Origin of the sequence: Plantactinospora sp. CA-294935 (assembly GCF_050936445.1) — a bacterium.
GTDB lineage: Bacteria > Actinomycetota > Actinomycetes > Mycobacteriales > Micromonosporaceae > Plantactinospora.
Genome location: NZ_JBNJMU010000001.1, coordinates 2,007,838 through 2,031,539 on the forward strand (window position 1 = coordinate 2,007,838; position 23,702 = coordinate 2,031,539).

At 72.1% G+C, this 23,702-nt stretch carries 18 protein-coding genes; 10 read left to right on the plus strand and 8 right to left on the minus strand.

Annotation, left to right across the window (positions count from 1 at the left end; translation table 11 throughout):
- Positions 1-26: 26 nt before the first annotated feature.
- The 5 genes from ACQEVC_RS09025 to ACQEVC_RS09045 are packed head-to-tail and all read right to left on the minus strand — an operon-like array spanning position 27 to position 5,610.
- Positions 27-1,973: an anthranilate synthase family protein gene (locus tag ACQEVC_RS09025; RefSeq protein WP_432875064.1), complete on the minus strand. Its 1,947-nt coding sequence runs from the start codon at positions 1,971-1,973 to the stop codon at positions 27-29.
- A gap of 26 nt (positions 1,974-1,999) precedes the next feature.
- Positions 2,000-2,653: an isochorismatase family protein gene (locus ACQEVC_RS09030; protein WP_432875066.1), complete on the minus strand. Its 654-nt coding sequence runs from the start codon at positions 2,651-2,653 to the stop codon at positions 2,000-2,002.
- Between the two features lie 15 nt (positions 2,654-2,668).
- Entirely contained in the window at positions 2,669-3,451 is a 783-nt protein-coding gene (locus ACQEVC_RS09035; protein WP_432875068.1) for a 2,3-dihydro-2,3-dihydroxybenzoate dehydrogenase, read from the minus strand.
- A 7-nt stretch (positions 3,452-3,458) separates the two neighbouring features.
- A complete protein-coding gene (locus tag ACQEVC_RS09040; RefSeq protein WP_432875071.1) occupies positions 3,459-5,027 on the minus strand; it encodes a class I adenylate-forming enzyme family protein in 1,569 nt (522 codons plus the stop codon).
- Between the two features lie 16 nt (positions 5,028-5,043).
- Positions 5,044-5,610, minus strand: coding sequence for an SRPBCC family protein (locus tag ACQEVC_RS09045; RefSeq protein WP_432875074.1), 567 nt, complete (start codon positions 5,608-5,610; stop codon positions 5,044-5,046).
- Between the two features lie 1,044 nt (positions 5,611-6,654).
- Here ACQEVC_RS09045 and ACQEVC_RS09050 point away from each other — a divergent pair.
- From ACQEVC_RS09050 to ACQEVC_RS09080, 7 genes are all read left to right on the plus strand, one after another.
- Positions 6,655-7,629, plus strand: a complete 975-nt coding sequence (locus ACQEVC_RS09050; RefSeq protein WP_432875076.1) for a hypothetical protein — start codon at positions 6,655-6,657, stop codon at positions 7,627-7,629.
- Positions 7,626-8,702: a cysteine synthase family protein gene (locus ACQEVC_RS09055; RefSeq protein ID WP_432875079.1), complete on the plus strand. Its 1,077-nt coding sequence runs from the start codon at positions 7,626-7,628 to the stop codon at positions 8,700-8,702. The genes ACQEVC_RS09050 and ACQEVC_RS09055 overlap by 4 nt, the downstream gene beginning before the upstream one ends.
- Positions 8,695-10,272: a lyase family protein gene (locus tag ACQEVC_RS09060; protein ID WP_432875082.1), complete on the plus strand. Its 1,578-nt coding sequence runs from the start codon at positions 8,695-8,697 to the stop codon at positions 10,270-10,272. Before ACQEVC_RS09055 ends, ACQEVC_RS09060 begins: the two co-directional genes overlap by 8 nt.
- Complete coding sequence (locus ACQEVC_RS09065) at positions 10,265-11,491, plus strand: ATP-grasp domain-containing protein (protein ID WP_432875084.1); 1,227 nt, start codon at positions 10,265-10,267, stop codon at positions 11,489-11,491. The genes ACQEVC_RS09060 and ACQEVC_RS09065 overlap by 8 nt, the downstream gene beginning before the upstream one ends.
- Positions 11,488-12,483, plus strand: a complete 996-nt coding sequence (locus ACQEVC_RS09070; protein ID WP_432875086.1) for an EamA family transporter — start codon at positions 11,488-11,490, stop codon at positions 12,481-12,483. The genes ACQEVC_RS09065 and ACQEVC_RS09070 overlap by 4 nt, the downstream gene beginning before the upstream one ends.
- Complete coding sequence (gene ltaE, locus ACQEVC_RS09075) at positions 12,480-13,544, plus strand: low-specificity L-threonine aldolase (RefSeq protein ID WP_432875088.1); 1,065 nt, start codon at positions 12,480-12,482, stop codon at positions 13,542-13,544. The genes ACQEVC_RS09070 and ltaE overlap by 4 nt, the downstream gene beginning before the upstream one ends.
- 135 nt (positions 13,545-13,679) lie before the next feature.
- The gene (locus tag ACQEVC_RS09080; RefSeq protein ID WP_432875091.1) at positions 13,680-14,183 is read left to right on the plus strand and encodes a methylated-DNA--[protein]-cysteine S-methyltransferase; all 504 of its coding nucleotides are present in this window, start codon (positions 13,680-13,682) and stop codon (positions 14,181-14,183) included.
- 42 nt (positions 14,184-14,225) lie between these two features.
- Here ACQEVC_RS09080 and ACQEVC_RS09085 read toward each other — a convergent pair whose 3' ends face one another.
- From ACQEVC_RS09085 to ACQEVC_RS09095, 3 genes are all read right to left on the minus strand, one after another.
- The gene (locus tag ACQEVC_RS09085) at positions 14,226-16,406 is read right to left on the minus strand and encodes an HAD-IC family P-type ATPase (RefSeq protein ID WP_432875093.1); all 2,181 of its coding nucleotides are present in this window, start codon (positions 16,404-16,406) and stop codon (positions 14,226-14,228) included.
- A gap of 118 nt (positions 16,407-16,524) precedes the next feature.
- On the minus strand, positions 16,525-17,604 hold the full coding sequence (locus tag ACQEVC_RS09090) for an inositol-3-phosphate synthase (protein WP_432875096.1): 1,080 nt from the start codon (positions 17,602-17,604) through the stop codon (positions 16,525-16,527).
- A 50-nt stretch (positions 17,605-17,654) separates the two neighbouring features.
- Positions 17,655-18,272 (minus strand): PadR family transcriptional regulator, encoded by a 618-nt coding sequence (locus tag ACQEVC_RS09095; protein WP_432891192.1) that lies wholly within the window; start codon positions 18,270-18,272, stop codon positions 17,655-17,657.
- A 199-nt stretch (positions 18,273-18,471) separates the two neighbouring features.
- On the opposite strand from ACQEVC_RS09095, the gene ACQEVC_RS09100 reads away from it, so the two are divergent.
- From ACQEVC_RS09100 to ACQEVC_RS09110, 3 genes are all read left to right on the plus strand, one after another.
- Positions 18,472-18,936, plus strand: coding sequence for a DUF5318 domain-containing protein (locus tag ACQEVC_RS09100; RefSeq protein ID WP_318399883.1), 465 nt, complete (start codon positions 18,472-18,474; stop codon positions 18,934-18,936).
- Positions 18,937-19,136: 200 nt separating this feature from the next.
- The gene (locus tag ACQEVC_RS09105) at positions 19,137-22,025 is read left to right on the plus strand and encodes a transglycosylase domain-containing protein (RefSeq protein ID WP_432875098.1); all 2,889 of its coding nucleotides are present in this window, start codon (positions 19,137-19,139) and stop codon (positions 22,023-22,025) included.
- A 157-nt stretch (positions 22,026-22,182) separates the two neighbouring features.
- On the plus strand, positions 22,183-23,685 hold the full coding sequence (locus ACQEVC_RS09110) for a glycosyltransferase family 87 protein (RefSeq protein WP_432875100.1): 1,503 nt from the start codon (positions 22,183-22,185) through the stop codon (positions 23,683-23,685).
- Positions 23,686-23,702: the final 17 nt, after the last annotated feature.

The following is a 23,702-nucleotide window of genomic DNA, read 5'->3' on the forward strand; positions in this document are numbered from 1 at the left end:
TCGGTATGTCTCCCGTACCGCACGGGTCAGCGTCGCGCGGCCGCCGGTTCGGCGAGCCGGGTACGCAGCACCGAGCCGACCAACTCGTGCAGGATGTCGACGCCGCCCTCGGTGAGGATCGACTCGGCGTGGAACTGGATCGAGCGGAACCTCGCCCCGCGCAGCGCGTACACCTCGCCGGTGGTCCGGTCCCGATCCACCTCGACCAGGCCGGCGGGGTCGGCGCAGCGCACCCGGTCCGCCTCGCTGTGCGCGGCGAAGCTGTTGTAGAACCCGACCCGGACCGGGCGGCCGGACAGCTCGATCTCCTTCTGCACGCCCTGGTTCGGCGCGTCCAGCCGGGCCAGCCGGAAGCCGAGCAGGTCGCTGAGCACCTGGTGGCTCAGGCAGACCGCGAGGAACGGCCGCGCCTCGTCCAGCAACCGCCGGGCGGTGTCCCGCAGGTGCGCGATCTTCGGATGGCCGAGCGCACGCGGATCACCCGGGCCCGGGCCGAGCACCACCAGGTCGTGGTCGTCGATCGAGTACGACTCGTCGAACCGCCGGACGGTGACCCGCAGGCCGAGCGCCCGGAACTGGTGGCCGAGCATGAAGGTGAAGTTGTCCTCGGCGTCGACCACCAGCACCCGCCGCCCGGCCAGCCCGCCGCCCCGCCCGGCGGTGCAGCCGCGCCAGAACCCGGCGACCCGCTCGGTACGCCGGGTCAGCGCGTGCCGGACCGCCGGATGCGCCCCGAACCGGGGAGCCGGCCGGGCCTGGAAGGCGGCGAGCAGCCCGGCCGCCTTCGCCCGGGTCTCCGCCGCCTCGGCGTCGGGTTCGGAGTGCCGGACCAGGGTGGAGCCGACCGTGATCCGGAGCCGCCCGGTCCGGTCGATCTCGGCGGTGCGGATCAGGATCGCCGAGTCGAGGGTGCGTGCGCCGGTGCCGTCCCGGCCGATCAGCGCGACGACGCCGCTGTAGTAGCCGCGACCGGCCGGCTCGTACTTGCTGATCACCCGGCTGGCGCTCTCCACCGGGCTCCCGGTGACGGTCGGGGCGAACATGGTCTCCCGGAGGACGTCGAGCACGTCCCGGCGGGTACGCCCCTCGATCAGGTACTCGGTGTGGGCGAGCCGGGCCATCTCCTTCAGGTACGGCCCGACGACCCGTACCCCGTCGTCGCAGATCCGGGCCATCATCTTGAGTTCCTCGTCGACGACCATGTGCAGCTCGTCGGCCTCCTTCGCCTCGGCGAGGAAGCCGAGCACCCCGGAGAGGGTGGGACCGGACACCGGATAGCGGTACGTGCCGCTGATCGGGTTCATCGTCGCCGTGCCGTCCCGCACGCTGACGTGCCGTTCGGGGCTGGCCCCGACCAGCGTGCGGTCCCCGGTGTGCACGACGAACGTCCAGTACGCGCCGGACTCGTCGGCCAGCAGCCGCCGGAAGACGGTCAGCGCCGTCCCGGTCGTGTAGTCGGTGATGTCGGCCAGGAACGACCGCTTCAGCACGAAGTTGGCGCCCTCGCCGGTGGCGATCTCGTCGGCCAGCACCGTGCGGACCAGCTCCGCGTAGCCGTCGTCGTCCAGGTCGAAGTGGCCGCCGGAGAGCGTGACCGGCGCGTCCGGGATCCGCTGCCGCACCTCGGCGACCGGGACCACCGCGTGCCGGTCGACGGTCATCGCCAGCAGCGGCGTGCCGTCGTCGGGAGTGGCGTGGCCCCGTTCGGCGATCTGCCGGTAGGGGACCACCACCAGGGTCCCGGGCCCGGAGTCGCCGGGGACCGGGTCGGGCAGCGGCACGTCCGCGAGCCGCTCCAGCGCGTGTACCCGGCCGAGCAGCACCTCGATCCGGCCCGGTCCGGTCAGCTCCGGCCGGTGCAGCAGGGCGAACGGGCCGGGCCGGTCCGCCAGTACCAGGTCCAGCACCGACGGGCCGGGATCGGCGGCACCGCGCGGCGGCGCGGCCCCGGCCGGTGCCGAGGAGAACGTCATCACAACGGTCCTTTCGTCGCGGGCCGTCAACCCGGCACCCGTACGGCGGAGAGCTGGCTGAGCAGTGTCCGGGCCGGTGTGACCACGGCACACCGGCCGGCCGCGTAGTCGAGCGCCATCCGGTGCTGTTCGGCACCGAAGTCGGCGACGGCGTCGGCGGCGATGAAGGGCTGGATGTCGTGCGAGAAGGCGTCGCAGGCGGTCATCAGTACCCCGACGTGGGCGTAGACGCCGCAGACCAGGAGCTGGTCCCGGCCCGCGGCCCGGAGCCGGTCGAGCAGGCCGGTGCGGTGGAACGCGCTGTAGCGGGACTTGACGAAGAACCAGTCGCCCAGTCGGGGCGCGAGCGCCGGCTCCACCTGCCGGTGTGCCGGCTCGGCGGTCATGCCCGGCCCCCAGAAGTCCTTCAGCAGGCCGCGTTGTGCGTCGCTCATCCCGCCCGGCTGTCCGGTGTAGGCCACCGGGACGCCGAGTTGGCGGCACCGGTCGAGCAGGGCGGCGACGTTGCGTACCAGGTCGACCAGGGGTGCCGCGCCGGCCGCGAACGGCCGGAGGAAGTACCGCTGCATGTCGTGGACCAGCAGCACCGCCCGGTCCGGTCTCGGGGTCCAGTCGGCGATGTTGTCGGGCAGGTCCCGGGAGACCGGCATGGCGTAGGCGATGCGGTTCGGAATCCCCACGTCGGCTAGCTCCAATCAGACGCCGAGGGTGGCGCCACCGTCGACGGTCAGGTCGTGCATGGTGATGTGGCCGGACTGGTCGGAGAGGAGGAACAGCACCGCGCTGGCCACGTCCGACGGCTGGCCGAGCTTGCCGAGCGGGATGCCGAGCCGGAAGACGTCCGGGGTTCCCTCGATCGTCTGCCGGCGCCCGTTGCCGTCCGTCCACAGCTTGCTGAGCATCGGGGTGTCGGTGGATCCGGGGGCGACCACGTTGCAGCGGATCCCGTACCGGGCCACCTCGAGGCCGAGCGTCTTGGTGAACATCGTGGCCGCGGCCTTCGAGGCGGCGTACGCGGCCATCCCGACCCGTGGCGTGCCGGCGGCGTTAGACGCCACGGTGACGATCGCCCCGCGCCGGCGCGGCACCATCCGGTTCACCACCGCCCGGGAGACGTTGAACACGCCGGTGGTGTTCACGGCGAAGGTGGTCGCCCACGCCCCGTCGGTCAGCGTCCGGACCTCGCCGGTGTGCAGTACGCCCGCACCGTTGACCAGGAAGTCGATCGGTCCGAGCCGGCCCTCGACGGCACCGGTCAGGCCCTCGGCCGCGATGCTGGAGGTGACGTCGCCGGGGAACGCCAGTACGGTTCCGCCGCTGCCGGCCGTCGCGGTGACCGCGCGCAGCCGTTCGGCGTCGTTGTCGACGGCGGCGACGCTGGCGCCCTGCCGGGCGAGCGCCCGGACCAGTTCCGCGCCGATCCCGCCGGCCGCCCCGGTGACCACGGCGACCCGTCCGGCCATGTCGTAGCTGACCATGGCGCCGCTACCGGTCGCCGTTCCGGCTGGCGAGGATCCGCGCCAGTTCGAGCCGCTTGATCTTCGTGGTCGCGGTGTGCGGCAGTTCGTCGAGCCGCCAGTGCACCGGCGGAGCCATCGGCGGCAGGTCGGCGGCGGCCGTCCGCCACGCGTCGAGGTCGAGTGGCCGGTCGTTGCGGGTGCAGACCACCGGTACGGCCCGCCCGTCCGGGTCCGGTACGACGACCACCTCGGTGAGGTCGGCCAGCCGGGCCAGCAGGGTGTCCTCGGCGACCAGTGTGCTGCCGAAGCCGGGGACGATGTCGACCTCGCGGTCGAGCAGGTGCAGGCAGCCCCACCGGGTCCGGTAGCCCACGTCGCCCATCCGCCACCAGTCGCCGTCGACCTGCTGCCGGTAGCGCTCCGGCTCGCCGAGGAAGGTCACCGCGCGCCCGTCGCTGCGTACCTCGATGTAGCCCGGTGACGACGGGGAGGGCGGCCTGCCGTCGCGGCTGACGACCCGGACGTCGGTCATCCCCGGGAACGGCATGCCGACACAGCGGCCGTCGGTGCCGCCGGTCCAGCGCCGGGTGTACGTCCGGCCGACCACCGGGCCGGTCTCGCTCTGGCCGTAGAGCTGGGCGAACCGGGGCGAGCGGCGGCGGGAGGCGGTCAGCAGCCGGTGGATCGTACGCGGGTGGATGGCGTCGAACGTGCTGCTGAAGTACCGCACGTTGGCCAGCGGCTCGCGGGGGTCGTCGGCCAGTTCCTCCCAGAGCATGAAGGAGTTCGGGTGCGCCTCGATGACGCCGGGGCGCAGCCGGGCGAAGAGTTCCGCGACGTGGGCCGGGTCCTCGTCGGCGAGGATCAGCAGCGGCGCGCCGCGCAGCAGGGTGATCGCCATCGCGCTGACCATCCGGGAGTGCACGAACGAGACGTGCACCGCCACGGTCTCCCGCCGCCGCACCAGCGCCGCCGCCGTCGCCTGCGGACGGTACCGGGCCAGCAGCGTCCGGCCGGTGTGCACCGCCATCTTGGGGATCCCGGTCGTCCCGGAGGTGTGCGTCACCAGCGCCGGGTGGTCCGGCGGCATGGTGACCGCCGGCACCCGGGGCGTACCGGCCAGCGCGCGCAGCCCGACGGCGTCCGGGTGCTCGCCGGCGGCCAGCAGGATCCGCTCGGCCAACTCGTGCACCGTCGGCGGCAGTTCGGCGTCCAGCTTGGCGCGGTCGGTCAGCAGGTACGCCGGCCGGGCCCGGCGGAGCAGTTCCGCGGCCGTACCGCCGTCCAGTTTGGGGGAGAGCAGCACCGGTACGGCGCCGATCCGGGCCGCGGCGAAGGCGAGGAGCGGGATGTCGAAGCCGTCGGACTTGTAGACCACCACCCGTTCACCTGGACGGACCTTCGCCGCCCAGAGCCGGGACGCGAGGTCGTCCACCAGGTCGGCGAGTTCGGCGACGGTGCACCGCCGGCCCAGTTCGGGCGCGACGTCCAGGTCGTGGTCGAGGACGACGACGTTGGCCGGGTGTCGGGCGGCGGCCCGGTCGAGGAGGGTACCCAGCCCGATGCCGGAGTTGCCGATCCGTTGCAGCAGCATGTCGATCCTTCCTGGGTCAGCGTGGGGTGCCGGACTCCGGTCCGGTCCCGCTCGTCTCGATCACGGTCTTGATCCGGGCCAGCGTCGTCGCCAGGTCGTTGGCCAACTTGCCGCTCCAGTCGGCGAAGAACCGCCGGCGGTCGGCCGGGGTGAGTCCGGCGGTGATCGACCGGACGCCCTCGGTCGGCGCGCCCATCCGGAACCGGTGGACGAGTCGGCAACCGCCGTCGCCGGCACCGGTGAACTCGTACGTCCAGACGCTGTCCTGCCGGCGCCCGGAACTGTCCCGCATCGCCCAGCTGAAGATCCGGCCCGGCTCGGCGGCGACCACCTCGCAGGTGGTGCTCCAGGTCCCGCGTGCCACCGGTGCCCAGGCGACCACGTCCGGCTCGCGCCGGTTGTCTCCCTGGAAGATCGCGCCGAGGGTGCCGGGAATGCCGGCGATCCATTTCCCGCCGGTGCATTCCGGGCTCCATTCGCCACTTCGGGAAAGGTCTGTGACGATCGCGTACACCACGTCCGGTGGCGCCGATATCACGGTTTCCGCACGTACCTGGAACAGGGGTTCATAATCCGTTTTCATCGTGTTCACCTGAGCCATCCTGACCGAGTGGAGTACGGCACGACGTCTCGTAGCCAGACCTACGATCGTCGACATGAAACGGTCCGCCACGCCACTGTGGCTGGTGTGCCAGCGCGACCCGTCACCGTGATCTTCCATGGCAAACCGCAGGTCGCAGCCGCTGAGTGTGGCTGGGCCGCGGGTGCCCGGGACTCGGTGGGGCGGCGGTTCGGCGCTCGTCGGGAAATTGTCGTCGACGGTGCCTCCGACGCAATTCGTCGGGTGATCGAGAGAACTGTCAGTACGCCATCGCCTGTCGCCTCCCCGCATGCGACGTCGGCCGGATACAACGGCTCGCATTCCGTGAACAATCGACGGATGCGATTACCTCGGCCGGACGGTAGACCCCGGATAGGACGGTATGCAACCCGTCTCTCCCGGCGGGCGGCAGTCGCTCGGGGTTCATCAGTACCCAACGTAATCAAATGATCACGATTGGCTGATCCGGCCTCTCGGTGCTCTCGGTGTGCACTCCCTCCTGGTCGAGATCGACGCATACGGAACGTGAGGTCGTTTCTCCCGATCGATCTCCCGAATCCTGGGACGGCCGGCTCGGGTACGCCTCGGGCGCCGTGCGCCCGGAGGCTGCCCTCACCGGTCGACCGACCCATGAGCCGCATGTCGAACCGCATCCCACTCCGGTCGGCGTTCAGGGGGCCCGGGATGCCGGCGTCCGGGGTGGACGGTCCGGCCGGCGCGGACGCCGCTCCCGCTCCGGCCCGCTCCGCCCGCCCGCTGACCGTGCGTGACATCGAGACGCGCCGACGTCAAATCCGGATAAGACTTGTCGCGGTTCGGTCGGCTCCCCTAGACTCGCCAACCGAACGGGAATGTTCCGGCACCGACGCACGGGGGCTGCGGTGTTCGACAACGGGTTTCGACGACGGCAACCCGTGCCACCGCTATCCACGACCCACGATCCGATCTGGCGCGCGACCTGCGCCGACTCCCGCGTGCGCCCGGACTGCCGGCCGACGACGTGTCCGTAACCTGGCTGGGGGTTTGATGTCGCTCCTCGACGAACGGATCATCGACTGGCGGGGCACCTCCGCGGTCGACAACCTCGACACCACACCGCGCACCGGCCTCGGGATGTGCCGGGGGCACCACGGCGAGCTGCTCCAGGGCGCGTTCTGGATCGACGGCTCGCTGGTGCGGGCCCTGGTCACCCTTCCGCTGCCGGATGTCGCCGCGGTGGCCAGCGCCGAGTTGTCGCCGGACCAGGCCGGGATCGTGGTCCAGCCCGAGTGGAAGACCAAGGCGGGCCGGGCGGCCCGGCTCACCCTGGACCTGCTCGGTGTCGAACACGGCTGCCAGGTCTCGCTCAGCTCGGACATCCCGGTCGGGCTCGGGCTCGGCTCGTCCACCGCCGACGTGGTGGCCACCATCCGGGCGGTCTCGGACGCCGCCGGCCACCGGCTCCCGGGCCGCACGGTGGCTCGGCTGGCGATCGCCGCGGAGTACGCCGCCGACTCGGTGATGTTCTCCGGCTCGGTGCCGCTCTTCGCCCACCGGGAGGGCCGGGTCCTCGACGTGCTCGGCCCGGAGCTGCCGCCGCTGCTGGTCGTCGGCTGCGCACTCGCACCGACCGGAGTGGACACCCTGGAGTTGCCGCCGGCCGAGTACACCCCGGCGGAGATCTCCCAACTCGGCGCGCTGCTCGGGGCGACCCGGCACGCCGTCCGGCACGGCGACCCGGTACTGCTCGGCCGGGTGGCCACCCGCAGCGCCGAGATCAACCAGCGGTTCGTCCCGCTGCCGCTGATGCCGGAGCTGTGCCGGCTCGCCGAGGCGGTGGGCGCGGTGGGCGTACAGGTCGCGCACAGTGGCACCGTCGCCGGTGTCCTCTTCGACGGCCGGGATCCGCGCGCCGCGCGGGCGGCCAGTGAACGGTGCCGGGCCGGACTTGCCAGCCTCGGCATAGCCGAGACCTACCGGTACGCGCCGTACGAGTCGCACTGGCGGGCGGTGCACCGATGACCGGCCGGGCCGCCGACACGTACCCGGACGTCTTCTCCGGGACCTACTCCGACGCCATCGCCATGCCGAAGCTGGTCCGGCTGGGGCCGAACCTGGTGGGTGCGGCGTTCACCCTGATGAAGCTGGTACCCGCGCGGTACATCCTGCGGCGGGCCGCCGCCGACGGCCGGCTCCGCCCGGGCGGCCGGATCGTGGAGACCACCTCGGGCACCTTCGGGCTGGCCCTGGCGATCGAGGCGGCGCTGCACGGCTGGCGGCTGACCCTGGTCAGCGACCCGGTCATCGACGACCGGCTGGCCGCCCGGCTGCGGGACCTCGGCGCGGAGATCGAGATCGTCACCGAGCCGGCGCCGGGCGGCGGCTACCAGCAGCCCCGGCTGGACCGGGTGGCCCGGCTGCTGCGCGACGACCCGGCGGCGTTCTGCCCGGAGCAGTACCGCAACCCGGACAACCCGCTGTCGTACTCGGCCGTGGCGGACCTGCTGCTCGAACGGCTCGGCCGGATCGACGTACTGGTCGGCACGGTCGGTTCCGGCGGCAGCATGTGCGGTACGGCGCGGTTCCTCCGCGAGGTCTGCCCCGAGTTGCGGGCGGTCGGCGTCGACACCCACCGCAGCGTCATCTTCGGCCAGCCGGACGGGCCGCGTCCGCTGCGCGGGCTCGGCAACAGCCTGATGCCGGCCAACGTCGACCACACCGTCTTCGACGACGTGCACTGGCTCTCGTACGGTCATGCCGTGCGCGCCACCCGGGACCTGCACCGCCGGCACGCCGTCTACATGGGTCCGACCAGCGGCGCCGCCTACGCCGTCGCCTCCTGGTACGCCCGGAACGACCCGGGGCGGCTGCACGTGGTGCTGCTGCCCGACGAGGGACACCGTTACCAGGACACGGTCTACTCCGACGAGTGGCTGCACCGGAACACCGAGCCCGAGGTCCCGGCCGAGCCCCGGCTGGTCGACGACCCGCGCGACGGGCTGGACGGATGGAGCTACCTGCACTGGGACCGGCGCCCGGCGGCGTACGCCGCCGGCCCGGTGGAGGCGGCGGCCGGCGGGGTGCGCGGTGGCTGACGTGACGGGCCCGGGCACCGGGCGACTCAGCCGGGCGGCCCTGCCGGGTGCGCGCCGGATCGTCTTCGGCGAGACGGCCGACGCGACGATCGACGACGAGTTGCACCTGATGACGGCGGTGGACCGGGCTCACCTGGTGATGCTCCGGGCCCGAGGGCTGATCGGGGCCGCCGACGCGGCCACGCTGATCGCGGCAATCGACGACCTGGACCGGGACGGCTACCGGGCACTACGCGGCCGGCACGCGCCACGCGGGCTGTACCTGCTCTACGAGTCCCACCTTGCCGAGGTCACCGGTGCCGAGGTCGCCGGGCGGTTGCACAGCGGCCGGTCCCGCAACGACGTCAAGGCGACGATCTGCGCGCTGCGCCTTCGGGAGTGGCACGCGGCGGTACTGCGCGAGACGCTGCGTACCGAGGCTGTGGCGCTGAACGCCGCCCGCCGGCACCGGGCGGCCGTACTCGCCGGGTTCACCCACTTCCAACCCTCGGTACCGATCACCTACGGCTACTACCTGGCCGGGGTGGCGGCGGCGCTGGGCCGCGAGGCGGACCGGCTGCTGGCCGAGATCCCGCACCTGTCCCGCTGCCCACTCGGCGCCGGCGCGATGGCCGGCACCGACCTGCCGATCGACCCGGAGCTGACCGCCCGGCTGCTCGGGTTCGCCGCGCCGCACCCGGTGGCGCTGGACGCGGTGGCCAGCCGGGACTCCGTCTCGGCGGTGCTCGCGATCGCCGCCTCGGTCGCGGTGACCGCCTCGCGGGTGGCGCTCGACCTGCAACTCTGGACCAGCGCCGAGCCGGCCCTGCTCCGGCTGCCGGACGACCTCGTCGGATCCAGCTCGGCGATGCCGCAGAAGCGCAACGCCTACCTGCTCGAACACGTACGCGGCCGGGCGGCCCGGGTGCTCGGCGCCCACACGGCGGTGCTCGCCGCCACCCGGTCCGCGCCGTTCAGCAACTCCATCGAGGTCGGCACGGAGGCGATGGCCGAGGCGTGGCCGGCGTACGCGCACACCGTCGACGTGCTCCGGCTGCTCCGGATGCACCTCTCCGGCGCCCGGCCCCGGCCCGACCGGATGGCCGGGCACGCCGCCGGGCACTGGACCACCGCCACTGCGGTGGCGAACCGGCTGGTGGTCGAGGGCCATCCGTTCCGGCGGGCGCACGAGGTGGTCGGCCGGCTGATCACCGGTATCGAGTCCGGCCGTCCGGTCCGGCCCGGTCCGCCGATCGAGCGGCGGGCGGCGGAGCTGCTCGACACGCTCGACGTCGGCGAGGCCGTCCGGGCCGCCCGGTTCGGCGGCGGGCCCGGGCCGGAGTCCTTCGCCGCCCTGTGGCCGCGGCTGCACGCCGGGCTGCGGGGCCGGGCGGCCGCCGCGGCCGGGCACCTCGACGTCGCGGTGCACTGGCGGCAGCGCCTGCTGGACCAGGTCGACGCCGCCGAGGGCGGCGACGTCCGGGGCAACGACGACCGGGTCGGCGGCGACCAGTTCGACGGGGCCGCCGTCGCCCCGGCCGCCGTCGAGCGGCCGGTCGGCCCGCTGGCAGAGGAGGGCGTCGGTGTCTGACCGGTACGCCGTGTTCGTGGAGAGCAACACCACCGGCACCGGAGGGCTGTTCGCCGAGGCGGCCACCGCGCTCGGATACCGGACCGCGCTGCTGGCCCGGGAGACCGGCCGCTACCGACCCTGGCTGGACCGGTACGACGAGGTGGCGACCCTCGACACCGGCAGTCCGGCCGAGGTCGCCGGGTGGTGCCGGAGCGTCGGCCCGGCCCGGGTCGCCGGGATCACCAGCAGCAGCGAGTACTTCGTGGTCGTCGCCGCCCGTGCCGCCGAGGAACTGGGCCTGCCGCACCCGTCGGCGGAGGCCGTGCTCCGGTGCCGGAACAAGGAACTCTCCCGCCGGGTGCTCTCGGCCGCCGGTGTCGCGGTGCCGGGCTGGCGGCTCTGTTCGACCGTCCAGCAGGCCCGGGCGGCCGCGGAGCGCCGGGGCGGCCCGGTGGTGGTCAAGCCGGTCGACGGTTCCGGCTCGGTCGGCGTACGGCTCTGCGCGGATCCGGCCGAGTGTGCCGGCGCGGCCGCGGAGTTGCTGGCCGGCGGGGTGAACGAGCGCGGAATGCCCCGGATCGCGGGCGTGCTGGTCGAGGACTTCGTCGACGGTCCCGAGGTGTCGGTCGAGGTCTGGAACGGCCGGGCGCTGGTGGTGGTCCGCAAACACCTCGGCTCCCCGCCCTGGTTCGTCGAGGTGGGCCACGACGTCGAGGCGAACCTGCCGGACCACCTGGACACGGCGGTACGCGGCACCGCCGAACGGGCCGTCGCCGCCCTCGGCATCGGCTGGGGCCCGGTCCACGTCGAGCTGCGGCTGGCCGCCGACGGCCCGTACGTGATCGAGGTGAACCCGCGACTGGCCGGCGGCAACATTCCGCGGCTGGTCCAGCTCGCCACCGGCATCGACCTGATCGGCCAGCATCTCGCCCAGGTGGTCGGCGAGGCCGTCGCGCCGCCGGTGCCCGCGCACCGGCGGGCGGCCTCGATCCGGTTCCTGCTGTTCGACCGCGCCGGTCGGTTCCGCCGGGTACCGGCCGCGCCGACGGGCTCGGATCCGCGCACGGTCGAGGTGGTGGCCCGGCCCCGGGCCGGGGACCACTACCAGCCGCGCGGCGACTTCACCGACCGGGTCGGGCACGTGTTGTCCTGCGCCGAGAGTCCGGCCGTGGCGGTCCGGGTCGCCGACGCCGAACTCCGGCGGCTGACCGCGCAGTTCGAATGGGAGAACAGATGACCGCGACCTCCACACCCGTCCGGCCCGTCGTGCCCCGCGCGGCCGTACCCGGGTTGGCCCTGGCCCTGTCCGCCGCGTTCAGTTTCGGGACCTCGGGACCGGCCGCGAAGGCGGTGATCGACGCGGGTCTCACCCCGCTGGACACCGTCTGGCTGCGGTTGGCCGGCGCGGCGGTACTGCTGGTCCCGCTCGCCCTGGCGATCCGTGGCCCGGCGCTGCGTACCCTGGTCCGCCGGCACCGGGCACTGCTGGTCGGGTACGGCCTGCTCTCCATCGCCGGGGTCCAGGTCTGCTACTTCTTCGCGGTGTCCCGGCTGCCGGTCGGGATCGCCCTGCTGCTGGAATACCTCGCCCCGGCGCTGGTGATCGGGTGGCTGGTGCTGGTCCGGCGTACCCGGCTGCCCCGGGAGGCGTTCGCCGGTGCCCTGCTCGCGGTCTGTGGGATCGCCGTGGTCGTGCAGGTCTGGAGCGGGCTGCACCTGGACCTGCTGGGGCTGCTCGCCGGCCTCGGGTCGGCCGCCTGCCAGGCGTCCTTCTTCGTGCTGTCGGACCGGCTGGCCGGCGAGGGCGACGCGCTGGCGCTGGCCGCCGGCGGGATGGCGGTCGGCGCGGTGGTGCTGGGCCTGGTCGCCCAGCCCTGGCAACTGCCGTGGTCGACGCTGCTCGGCGAGGCCAGCGTCGCCGGTACGGTCCTGCCGGTCCTCGTCCTGGTCGGCTGGATCGTCGTGGTCAGCACGGTGCTCGCCTACACGACCGGGATCGGTGCGGTACGCCTGCTCTCCGCCCCGGTGGCCGGTGTCATCGCCACCGTCGAGGTGGTGATAGCCGCCTTGGTCGCCTGGCTGGTACTCGGCGAGCGGCTCAGCCCGGTCCAGTTGCTCGGCGGCGTGATCGTGCTCTGCGGTGCCCTGCTCGCCCAGCGTGCCGCGAGCCAGCCCGTCCCACCGCCCTCGCCGGTCCCCGGCCCCGCCGTTCAGGAGGCGCACCGATGACGTCCACGATCGTCCGCACCAGCGTGGAACTGCGCAGCGACACCTTCACCCGTCCCACCCCGGAGATGATGGCGGCGATCGCCCGGGCCCCGCTCGGCGACGACGTCTACGGCGAGGATCCGACCGCGAACGAGTTGGAGGAGCGGGCGGCCGAACTGCTCGGCAAGCCGGCCGCCTGCCTGGTGCCCAGCGGCACCATGGCCAACCTCGCCGCGATCACCGCGCACTGTCCGCGCGGCAGCAAGGCGCTGGTCGGCGACCAGTCGGACATCTACGTGTACGAGGCGGGCGGCGCCTCGGTGTGCAGCGGGGTGGTGCTGGAACCGGTCCGGACCGAGCCGGACGGCCGGCTGCCGGTGCACCGGCTCGCCGCCGCACTGCCGGAGGACCCGGACGACCCGCAGTTCGCCCGGCCCGCGCTGATCAGCGTGGAGAACAGCCACAACCGGTGCGGCGGCGTACCGCTGCCCGGGGCGTACCTGGCCGAGGTGGCCGAGTTCGGCCGGCGCCAGGGGATGGCCGTGCACCTGGACGGGGCCCGGCTGTTCAACGCCGCGGTGGCGCTGGGCGTACCGGTCACCGAGCTGACCTGGCACGCCGACTCTGTCCAGGTCTGCCTCTCCAAGGGGTTGTCCGCGCCGGTCGGTTCGGTGGTGGCCGGCGACCGGGAGTTCGTCGACCGGGTGCGGCGGATCCGCAAGATGCTGGGCGGCGGGATGCGCCAGGTCGGAGTGATCGCCGCGGCCGGCATCGTCGCCCTCGACACGATGGTCGGCCGGCTGGCCGAGGACCACGCGAACGCCCGCCGGCTCGCCGACGGGTTGGCCGGGATCGCCGGGATCGAGATCGACCCGGCCCGGGTGCGGACCAACATCGTGATGTTCCGGGTCGTCGACGACCGGTACAGCCACGAGTCGTTCATCGCCCGGCTCGCCGACGCCGGGGTCCGGCTGGCCGAGCTGGGCCGGGGACAGCTCCGGGCCGTGACACACCGGCACGTCACCGCCGAGGACGTGGACCGGGTACTCACGGAGGTCGCCGCACTGCTCGACCCGGCCTGACCAGGCTCGGACGGCGCCGGACGCCCGGGTGGAGAACGAACTTCCTCAACCTCAACAGCGCGGCGCTTGCGCCCCGACTTCAACCTGCGGTCACCGCCGAGCGCAACGGGAGGTGGGAAGAGGTTCAATGGTGGGATGCGCTGGACAGTGCTCGACTCCCCGATCGGGGAGCTTTCCGTCGGGGTCGACGACGTCGGCGTCTGTGGCGTGCACTTCGGGCCGGTGGAGGGGGCGCTGCCCGCCACCGCCCTGCCTGAGGCACCCGACCCGGACACCGTCGGGCTGCCGGCGGCGGTGGCGCAGTTGCGGGCGTACTTCGCCGGTCAGTTGACGGAGTTCGCCGTGCCGCTCTCGGTACGCCGGGGCTCGGAATTCGAGCGGGCGGTCTGGACCGAGATGTCGAAGATCCCGTACGGCGAGACGCGCACCTACGGCGAGGTGGCGGCGGCGGTCGGTGACCCCGGGGCGGCTCGGGCGGTCGGGGTGGCCTGCAACCGCAACCCGATCCCGGTGATCGTGCCCTGTCACCGGATCGTCGGAGCCGGCGGCAAGCTGGTCGGCTTCGGCGGTGGCCTGCCCCGGAAGCGCCAGTTGCTGGAGCTGGAGGCCCGGATCGCCTTCGAGCGCGCCTGGGCGTGAGGCACATATATATAGGTGTCGCCGCCGCACCCTTCGGCGGGCTCAGCGTGCCGGCGGGGCCAGCCGTACCCGGCGGAGGAGTTGGGCGTTCAGCGCCACGACGATGGTGGAGCCGGACATCAGTACGGCGCCCACCGCCGGGCTCAGCGCGATCCCGGCCCAGCCGAACACCCCGGCGGCGAGCGGCAGCGCCACCACGTTGTAACCGGCGGCCCAGGCCAGGTTCTGGATCATCTTCCGGTACGAGGCCCGGGACAGCCGGATGACACCGGTGACCCCACGCGGGTCGGACGAGGCGAGCACCACACCGGCCGACTCGATCGCCACGTCGGTGCCGGCGCCGATCGCGATGCCGACGCTGGCCCGGGCCAGTGCCGGGGCGTCGTTGACCCCGTCGCCGACCATCGCCACCGTGGAGCCCGCGCGCTGGAGGTCGGTCACCTTGTCGTCCTTGTCCGCCGGGAGCACCTCGGCGAAGACCTCGTCCACCCCCGGTCGGAAGCCGAGCTTCCCGGCGACCGTCTCGGCGACCGGCCGGGCGTCACCAGTGATCATGGCGATCCGACGTACCCCCTCGGCCCGCAGCTCGGTGAGCGCCTCGGCGGCCTCCGGGCGTACCTCGTCCTCCAGCGCCAGCGCGCCGAGCACCCGAGGGGCGGCGCCGTCGAGGCGTACCAGATAGAGCACGGCGGCCCCGCGCGCCGACCAGTCCGCGGTGACCCGGTCGAGGTCGGGGCCGGGCCGGGCGGCCAGCTCGCGCAGCAGTGCCGGCCCGCCGACCGCGAGGTCCCGCCCGTCGACGTCGGCCCGCACGCCCCGGCCGGTCAGTGAACGGAAGCCGGTGGCGGTCGCCGCGCCGCCCCGGCCGGCGGCGGCCGCGACGATGGCCCGGGCGAGCGGGTGTTCGCTCTCCGCCTCGACCGCGCCGGCCAGCCGGAGCACCTCGTCCTCGGCGCCGCCCGTCCCGGGCACCTTGTTCCCGGCATCGTCCGTCCCGCCGCCAACCGGACCGGGACGATCCGGAGACGGCTGGTCGGCGGCGAGGTCGGGGCCGGCGGCGACGGCGGTGACGGTGTGCGCGCCCCGGGTCAGCGTGCCGGTCTTGTCGAACAGCACGGTGTCCACCGTGCGCATCCGCTCCAGCGCCAACCGGTCCTTGACCAGGATGCCGGCCTTGGCGGCCACGGCGGTGGAGAGCGCGATCACCAGCGGGATCGCCAGGCCGAGCGCGTGCGGGCAGGCGATCACCAGCACCGTCACGGTACGTACCACCGCCTCGTCGACGTCGCCCAGCGCGGACCAGACCACGAAGGTCACCGCAGCCGTGGCGGTGGCGATGTAGAACAGCCAGGCGGCGAACCGGTCGGCGAGCACCTGGGCGCGACCGCTGGACTGCTGCGCCTGGGCCACCAGCCGTTGGATGCCGGCCAGCGCGGTGTCGTCGCCGACGGCGTCGATCCGGACCCGGATCGACGAGTCGGTCGCCACGGTGCCGGCCACCACCCGGTCGCCGGCGGTACGGGAGACCGGGCGGGACTCGCCCGTGATCATCGACTCGTCCAGCTCGGCGGTGCCGTCCAGCACCCGGCCGTCGGCCGGTACCCGGGCGCCGGGGCGGACCAGCACCACGTCGCCGACGCCCAGTCCGGTCAGGGGCACCCGGCGTACGCCGCCGTCGGCGTCGATCCGCTCGGCCTCGTCCGGCAGCAGTGCGGCCAGTGCCGCGAGCGCCCCCCGGGCCTGGCCGATGGCCTTCATCTCCTGCCAGTGCCCGAGCAGCATGATGGTGACCAGGGCGGCCAGTTCCCACCAGAAGTCGAGGTCGAACGCGCCGAGGCTGGTGGCGAGCGAGGCGACGTACGCGACGGTGATCGCCATCGAGATCAGCAGCATCATTCCCGGCGTACGGTCGCGCAGCTCGTGGAGCCCGCCGACCAGGAACGGCCAGCCGCCGTAGAGGAAGACCACCGAGCCGAGCACCGGCCCGACCAGCGACATTCCGGGGAAGTCGAGCGAGTAGCCGAACCAGTCCATCAGCATGTGGCTGGTCAGCACGATCGGCACGGTCAGCGCCAGGCTCAGCCAGAACTTCCGGCGGAACGCCTCCGGATCGTGCCCGGCGTGCTTGTCGTGCCCGTGCTGATGCCGGTGTTGTCCTTGCTGCTGGTGGTGCTGCCCGTGCCGCTGGTGCTGCTCGTCGTGGTGCCGGTGGTCGTGGTGCACGACCGATCACCCCCTCGGGATCGAATATACCCCCCGGGGGTAAAGAGGCAAGCCGTCCGGGAAACAGCAGGCGGGGCCGGACCGTTTCCGGTCCGACCCCGCCTCCCGGGTGTCGTCGTCAGCGCTCGATGGTGCCGGCGATGAAGTCCTCGACGGCCTGGTGGGCGTCGTGGTCGGCGTACTGCTCCGGCGGCGACTTCATGAAGTAGCTCGACGCCGAGAGGATCGGACCGCCGATACCCCGGTCGAGAGCGATCTTCGCGGCCCGGACCGCGTCGATGATGACGCCGGCCGAGTTGGGCGAGTCCCAGACCTCGAGCTTCAGCTCCGCGTTCAGCGGCACGTCACCGAACGAGCGCCCCTCCAGCCGGATGTACGCCCACTTGCGGTCGTCCAGCCACGGCACGTGGTCCGACGGCCCGATGTGCACGTCGCCCTTGTTGATCTCGTGCGGGATCTGGGAGGTCACCGACTGGGTCTTGGAGATCTTCTTCGAGACCAGGCGGCTGCGCTCCAGCATGTTCATGAAGTCCATGTTGCCGCCGAAGTTGAGCTGGTAGGTGCGCAGCAGCTCGACACCCCGGTCCTCGAAGAGCTTGGCCAGCGCCCGGTGCACGATGGTCGCGCCGACCTGGCTCTTGATGTCGTCGCCGACGATCGGCAGCCCGGCGTCGACGAACTTCTGCGCCCAGGCGGGGTCGGAGGCGATGAAGACCGGCAGCGCGTTCACGAAGGCACAGCCGGCCTCGATCGCGGCCGTGGCGTAGAACTTCGCGGCCTCCTCGGAGCCCACCGGCAGGTAGCAGACCACCACGTCGACCCGGGCCTCGCGCAGCGCCGCGACGACGTCGGCCGGCTCGCGGTCGGACTCCTCGACGATCTCCCGGTAGTACTGGCCCAGCCCGTCCAGGGTCGGGCCGCGCTGCACGAGTACGCCGGTCGGCGCCACGTCGCAGAGCTTGATGGTGTTGTTCTCGCTGGCGACGATCGCCTCCGCGAGGTCCATGCCCACCTTCTTGGCGTCGACGTCGAACGCCGCGACGAACTCCACGTCCGAGACGTGGTAGTCGCCGAAGGTGACGTGCATGAGACCCGGGACGCGGTCGTTGGGGTCGGCATTGCGGTAGTACTCGACGCCCTGGACCAGGGACGAGGCGCAGTTACCCACACCGACGATGGCGACGCGGACGGAGCCCATCGCGTTTGCCTCCTTTGTGTTCATCACGGCCGCTCCGACTCATTCCTGGACTACCCAGGCGGAGGCGGGATGTTCTCTCTTGACGGACCCGGGTCGGTGCCCGGGGTGGACCCATCCGGGGTCCGGCCGGAGCGCTCGTTGGCGATGAGCTCCTCCAACCAGCGGACCTCGCGCTCACAGGCGTCGAGGCCGTGTCGCTGAAGTTCGAGCGTGTACGCGTCGAGCCGTTCGGCCGCTCTGCCCAACACGTCGCGCAGGCCCTCACGACGCTCCTCCACCTTGCGGCGCCGGCCCTCCAGGATCCGGAGGCGGGTCGCTCGGTCAGTACGGGCGAAGAACGCGAAATGCACTCCGAACCCGGTGTCCTCGTAACTCTCTGGACCGGTCTGGGCGATCAGTTCGGCGAACCGTTCCTTGCCCTCCGCGGTGATTTTGTAGACGACCCGCCCTCGACGGCTGGTCAGTGCCGGGATCTCCTCCGCGGTGGCCGGTGTCTCGGCCGCCTCGGTGATCCAGCCGGCCGCCTGCAACCGACGCAGGGTCGGATAGAGCGAGCCGTAGCTGATCGCCGCCCGGATCGCCCCGAGTTTGGCGCTGAGTTCCTTGCGGAGCTCGTAGCCGTGCATCGGGGACTCCTGCAGGAGACCGAGGATGGCGAGCTCAAGCACGAGCACCCCTCTCCGTGTCTCCGTCGGACCCCAGCGGCTGCCCGCCGTTGGGAGCCCGTTCACCGGCCCGATGTATCGGCCCGATACATCGCACCGTAGACCCTCTGGAGCAACGAGGCAAACCCTCGTACGGCACGGGTTCGATCACAGTAAGTGACGATGGTCGCCTCGTCCGGCCGGACCCAGTACTCTTCTGCCCATGCGTTCGCAGCGCCAGGTCGTCGACTACTCGCTACAGAAGCGAGCGGTGCTGCGTGAGGTGCATTCGGGCCGGGTGGGGACGTACGAGGTCTGCGACGCCTCGCCGTACCTCAAGAACGCTGCCCGGTTCCACGGCGAGCCGACCGAGACGCTCTGTCCGGTCTGCCGGCGAGAAAATCTGACCCACGTCCACTACATTTACGGCGATGAGCTCAAGCAGTCGGCCGGTCAGGCCCGCACCCGAGCGGAGCTTTCGGTGCTGGCGATGACCCTGCGTGAGTTCCAGGTGTACGTGGTGGAGGTGTGCCGCGGCTGCGACTGGAACCATCTCGTCGAGCAGTTCCTGCTCGGCCGGGACGGCGTCTCCGGTGACGACAGCGTGGGCGCCGGGCCGGCCGCCGGTGCGGCGGTGGCCGCGTCGACGGGCACCTCGGTCAGACGAAGGCGCGAGGCGCGCCGGTGACTGCGACTCGTTCCTCGGCCAGCGGGATCTTCCCCCGCCGATGGGACGAGTTCTACCTTCCAAACCGGATAAGTCCGGTTTTTTCCGATGTCGCACCATCCGTAGATCGGCGCGTCCGATCCCGGGTGGAGCGTGTCCCAACTCACGGCAACCCGGTGGTGGCGCGCATGGCCATCACCGCGACCGGCAGGGTGTGACGAATGAACTCGTACGGCGATCCTAGTTCCGCGCGCGGTCGGGCCCAGTACCCGGGCGCGAACGGCGACCACGGACCAGCGGACGATCCATACCAGCGCCCGTCCTGGGACGACCCGGGAGCCGCTCGCCGCTCGTCCGACGGTGACCAGGGCGGCTGGCCCGCCAACAACGGTCGGGCCGGCGGCGCGTCGGCCCGGGCCAGCGTCAGCGGCCGGGCCTCCTCCGGCCGGGCCACACCACCGGGGCGGGCCTCCGCCGACGGCGGTTGGGCCGCGCCGGTGTCGCCCGCCTCCGGCTCCGCATCGGTCGGCTCGACTTCCCCGGGGCGGGCCCGGGTCGGTGGCCGGGCCGGCGTCGGCAGCGCGTCGGTTCCCGACGCCCCGGGCTCCGGTGGCGGCTACGGCGCCGGCCGGGCCTCCGCCGGCCGGGCCACGGTGGGCACCGCCTCGGTCAGTGGCGCCGGCGCGAACGGTGCCGCCGGCCGGGCCCGGGTCGGCCGGGCCGTCGTGCCCGTCTCGCCGGCCGGGCCGGGCGGACCGGACGACCCGAACGGGCCCGGTGGCCGGCGGGGCCGTCGGGGTGCGGGTGACCTCGACCCGGCGGCGCAGAAGCGGGCCAAGAAGCGCAAGCGGGTCAACATGCTGATCGCCGCCTTCGCCGTCTTCATCATGCTGGCCGGCGGCGGCGTGGTCGCCGCGACCTGGTATTCGACCAGCGTCCCGATGCCGAACCAGCTCCCGCTGCCGCTGGCGACCACGATCTACGCCGCCGACAAGAAGAACGTCGTCGCCAAGCTGGGCGACGAGAACCGGCAGATCGTCACGATCAAGCAGATCCCGCCGCACGTGCAGCGCGCGGTCGCCTCGGCCGAGGACCGCAACTTCTACACCCACGACGGTGTGGACTACGTCGGCATCGCCCGGGCCGCCTGGAACAACTTCACCGGCGGCAGCAAGCAGGGTGCCTCGACCATCACCCAGCAGTACGCCCGGAACGCGTACGAGAACCTCCAGGACGACAGCTACCAGCGCAAGGTCAAGGAAGCGATCCTCGCCTCCAAGTTGAACGACCAGTTCGACAAGGACGAGATCATGCAGCACTACCTCAACACGATCTACTTCGGTCGGGGTGCGTACGGCATCGAGGTCGCGGCGCAGACCTACTTCGGCAAGCCGGCGGCCAAGCTCAACGAGGCCGAGGGCGCGGTGCTGGCGGCGGTGATCAAGCAGCCCCAGGTCGACACGGCCACCGGGCACAAGGGCTTCGATCCGGCGGAGAACCCCGAAGAGGCCAAGGCCCGCTGGGAGTACGTCCTCAACGGCATGGTCGAGAAAGAGTGGCTGACGCCGGAGAAGCGGGCCACGCTCACCTACCCGAAGGTGCAGCCGCGGAAGAGCGCCAACGAGGCCTTCGGGGTGAAGACCCCGCGCGGCAACGTCGTCAACTACGTCAAGGCGGAGATGGCGGAGCGCGGCCTCTGCACCCTCGGCGCACCGACGGCCGGCAAGGTCGACTGCTCCACGGCGCTCCGGGACGAGGGCTACAAGATCACCACCACCATCGACTGGAAGTTGCAGGCGGAGGCCGAGAACGCGGCGCAGCGCAAGAAGGGCTCGCCGATCTACGACCAGCCCAAGAACCTGATGTCCGCGCTGGTCTCGGTCGAGCCGAAGACCGGCAAGGTGCTCGCCTACTACGGCGGCGACAGCGGGGCGGACTACGACTACGCCGGTTTGAACACCGACTCGGCCGGGGTCCTGAGCGGAGGCCACCCACCGGGCTCGAGTTTCAAGGTCTACACCCTGGCAGCCGCGATCGAGGCGGGGATCTCGATCGACTCGATCTGGGACGCCCGGCCGTTCACGGTCAAGGACACCGAGATCAAGGTGCAGAACGCCGGTCGTGACGTGAAGAAGACCTGTGACCAGGCGTGCACGCTCAAGGAATCCACCATCAAGTCGTACAACGTGCCCTTCTACCACGTGACCGAGCAGATCGGCGCGGACAAGGTGCTGTCGATGGCCCGGCAGGCCGGCGTCCGGACGATGTGGGAGACCAAGGACATCCCGCCGAAGTGGCACGACCTGACCAAGGAGAAGCCGGAGGAGCTGGCGCCGGAACCCTTCTTCAACGTGGTGGCGTACGGGCAGTACCCGATCACCGTGCTCGACCACGCCAACGGGCTGGCCACGCTCGCCAACGGCGGCGTCTACAACAAGGCGCACTTCATCGAGCTGATCGAGAAGCAGGACCCGGAGACCGGCCAGTGGAAGAAGATCGGCGGCGCGAAGGCCGATCCGAAGCAGCGGATCCGCAAGGACGTGGCCGACGAGGTCACCTCGGTGCTGAAGAACATTCCCAAGGAGAACAACGGCAACATCGAGGGCCGCGAGGAGGCCGGCAAGACCGGCACCTGGGAATACGCCAAGACCGAGTTCAACGCGCACGCCTGGATGGTCGGCTACACCCCGCAGATCGCCACCGCGGTCTGGGTGGGCAGCAAGGATCCGAAGAAGCCCGAGATCAAGACCAAGGGCGGCGGCAACATCGGCGGTAGCGGACTGCCGGCCGACATCTGGCAGAAGTACATGAGCAAGGCTCTGGCCGGCAAGCCGGCGATGTCCCTGCCGGACTCCAAGGAGCTCGGTGACAAGGAGGCCGGCAACGGCAAGAAGAAGGAGACGCCTCCGCCGGTTCCGCCGAACCCGGGGGGTGGCAACCCCGGTGGCGGCAACCCCGGCGGCAACCCCATCTGCCAGGGACCGAACCCGCCCCCGCTGATCTGCCCACCGACCGGCGGTGACACCGGCGGCGGCGGTCCGGAGTTCCCGCCGGAGGACGACGAGGGCGGCGGAGGCGGAAACGGCAATGGTCGTGGCGGCGGTGGCTAGCCACCGACTCCCGTCCCAACGGAACAGATAGCCATCGATCGATGCGGCCGGCGGCCGGGTCCCACGACCCGGCCGCCGGCCGCGTTTTCGACTCCATCCGCCGACACGGTGGACCGGGCCGGACGCAACCCGACCGCGTACGGCAGGATGCCTGTTCATGAGCGCGCAGTCGCCGGCTGGCATCGACGAACCTCAGAAGGCTGACCACCCGTCCCGGTCGGACGGCTTCGTCCGAGGGCTCTCCGAGGCAATCGGCGGCCCGATCGGCGCACACGCCAGTGGCGTCGAACGCCGGGGCACCCAGGCCAGCGGCCGGTTCTGGACGGCCGCCCGGATCGTGCTGGCGCTGACCTGCCTCACCCTGGCGCTGCACTGGGTGCAGAAGTCGCCCTGCCAGGACGGCGCCTGGCAGAACAACGTCCAGTACACCCGGTTCTGCTACACGGACGTGCTCGCGCTCTACTACGCCGAGGGGCTCAACGAGGGCAAGGTTCCCTACCGGGACCACCCGGTGGAATACCCGGTGGTCACCGGCTACTTCATGGGCGCGCTCGGCCTGCCGGTGCACAACATCGGAGTGGACCGGCCCGAGATCAACCAGGCGCAGTGGTTCTACAACCTCAACGCGCTGGTCCTCGGGGCGCTCGCGGTGGCCACCGTGGCGATGATCCTGTCGTTGCGCCGCCGCCGGCCGTGGGACGCCGCCATGTTCGCGCTCTCCCCCGCGCTGCTGGTCACCGCCACCGTCAACTGGGACCTGCTCGCCATCGGGCTGGCCGCGATCGGCATGTACGCCTGGGCGAAACGACAACCCCTGGCCGCCGGCATCCTGCTCGGGCTGGCCACTTCCGCGAAACTGTGGCCGCTCTTCGTGCTCTGGCCGCTCTTCCTGCTCGGGCTGCGTACCGCCCGGGTGAAGGAGATGCTGGTGACGATCAGTTCGGCCATCGTCACGATCGTGGCGGTGAACCTGCCCGTCGCGATCCTCTATCCCGACAACTGGCGACGCTTCTTCGACCTGAACAGCGAGCGGGCGGTCGACTGGGGCACGCTCTGGTACATCGGCCGCTACCTGGACAGCAAGTGGAACAGCGGCAGCCCCGGCGACCAGGGCCCGTTCCAGTGGCTCAGCAACAACATCCCGACCCTGAACACGGTGTCGTACGCCCTGATCACGCTGGCCTTCCTCGCCATCGGCGCGCTGGCGCTGTTCGCCAAGCGCCGGCCCCGGCTGGCCGCGCTGGTCTTCCTGATGGTCGCGGCGTTCCTGATCTTCAGCAAGGTGTGGTCACAGCAGTTCAACCTCTGGCTGCTGCCCCTGTTGGTGCTGGCCCGGCCGCGCTGGGGCGCCTTCCTCGCCTGGCAGTTCGCCGAGGTCGGCTACTTCGTCGCGTTCTACGGCGAGCTGCTCGGGGCCGGCGGCAAGCAGGTCTTCCCGGAGGGTGTCTTCGTGTTCGCCGCCACGCTGCGGCTGACCACCGTCGTGGTGCTCTGCGTGCTGGTCGTCCGGGACATCCTGCGGCCCGAGGGCGACCCGGTCCGGAGCACCTACCTCGACGACCCCGACGGCGGGAGCTACGACGGCGCCCCGGACGCCTCCTGGCTCGCCCGACTCCGTGGCCGGCCGGCCCCGGCCGAACCGGCACCTGTCACGACCTGACGCCGGCCGAGCCGGCA

Bases quoted from the DNA above. Each gene is read 5' to 3' on its own strand.
- ACQEVC_RS09040 (WP_432875071.1), bottom strand. From the start codon at position 5,027: ATGCTGCTGCAACGGATCGGCAACTCCGGCATCGGGCTGGGTACCCTC.
- ACQEVC_RS09050 (WP_432875076.1), top strand. From the start codon at position 6,655: ATGTCGCTCCTCGACGAACGGATCATCGACTGGCGGGGCACCTCCGCG.
- ACQEVC_RS09110 (WP_432875100.1), top strand. From the start codon at position 22,183: ATGAGCGCGCAGTCGCCGGCTGGCATCGACGAACCTCAGAAGGCTGAC.
- ACQEVC_RS09090 (WP_432875096.1), bottom strand. From the start codon at position 17,604: ATGGGCTCCGTCCGCGTCGCCATCGTCGGTGTGGGTAACTGCGCCTCG.
- ACQEVC_RS09100 (WP_318399883.1), top strand. From the start codon at position 18,472: ATGCGTTCGCAGCGCCAGGTCGTCGACTACTCGCTACAGAAGCGAGCG.
- ACQEVC_RS09025 (WP_432875064.1), bottom strand. From the start codon at position 1,973: ATGACGTTCTCCTCGGCACCGGCCGGGGCCGCGCCGCCGCGCGGTGCC.
- ACQEVC_RS09070 (WP_432875086.1), top strand. From the start codon at position 11,488: ATGACCGCGACCTCCACACCCGTCCGGCCCGTCGTGCCCCGCGCGGCC.
- ACQEVC_RS09055 (WP_432875079.1), top strand. From the start codon at position 7,626: ATGACCGGCCGGGCCGCCGACACGTACCCGGACGTCTTCTCCGGGACC.
- ACQEVC_RS09080 (WP_432875091.1), top strand. From the start codon at position 13,680: ATGCGCTGGACAGTGCTCGACTCCCCGATCGGGGAGCTTTCCGTCGGG.
- ACQEVC_RS09105 (WP_432875098.1), top strand. From the start codon at position 19,137: ATGAACTCGTACGGCGATCCTAGTTCCGCGCGCGGTCGGGCCCAGTAC.
- ACQEVC_RS09045 (WP_432875074.1), bottom strand. From the start codon at position 5,610: ATGAAAACGGATTATGAACCCCTGTTCCAGGTACGTGCGGAAACCGTG.
- ACQEVC_RS09035 (WP_432875068.1), bottom strand. From the start codon at position 3,451: ATGGTCAGCTACGACATGGCCGGACGGGTCGCCGTGGTCACCGGGGCG.
- ltaE (WP_432875088.1), top strand. From the start codon at position 12,480: ATGACGTCCACGATCGTCCGCACCAGCGTGGAACTGCGCAGCGACACC.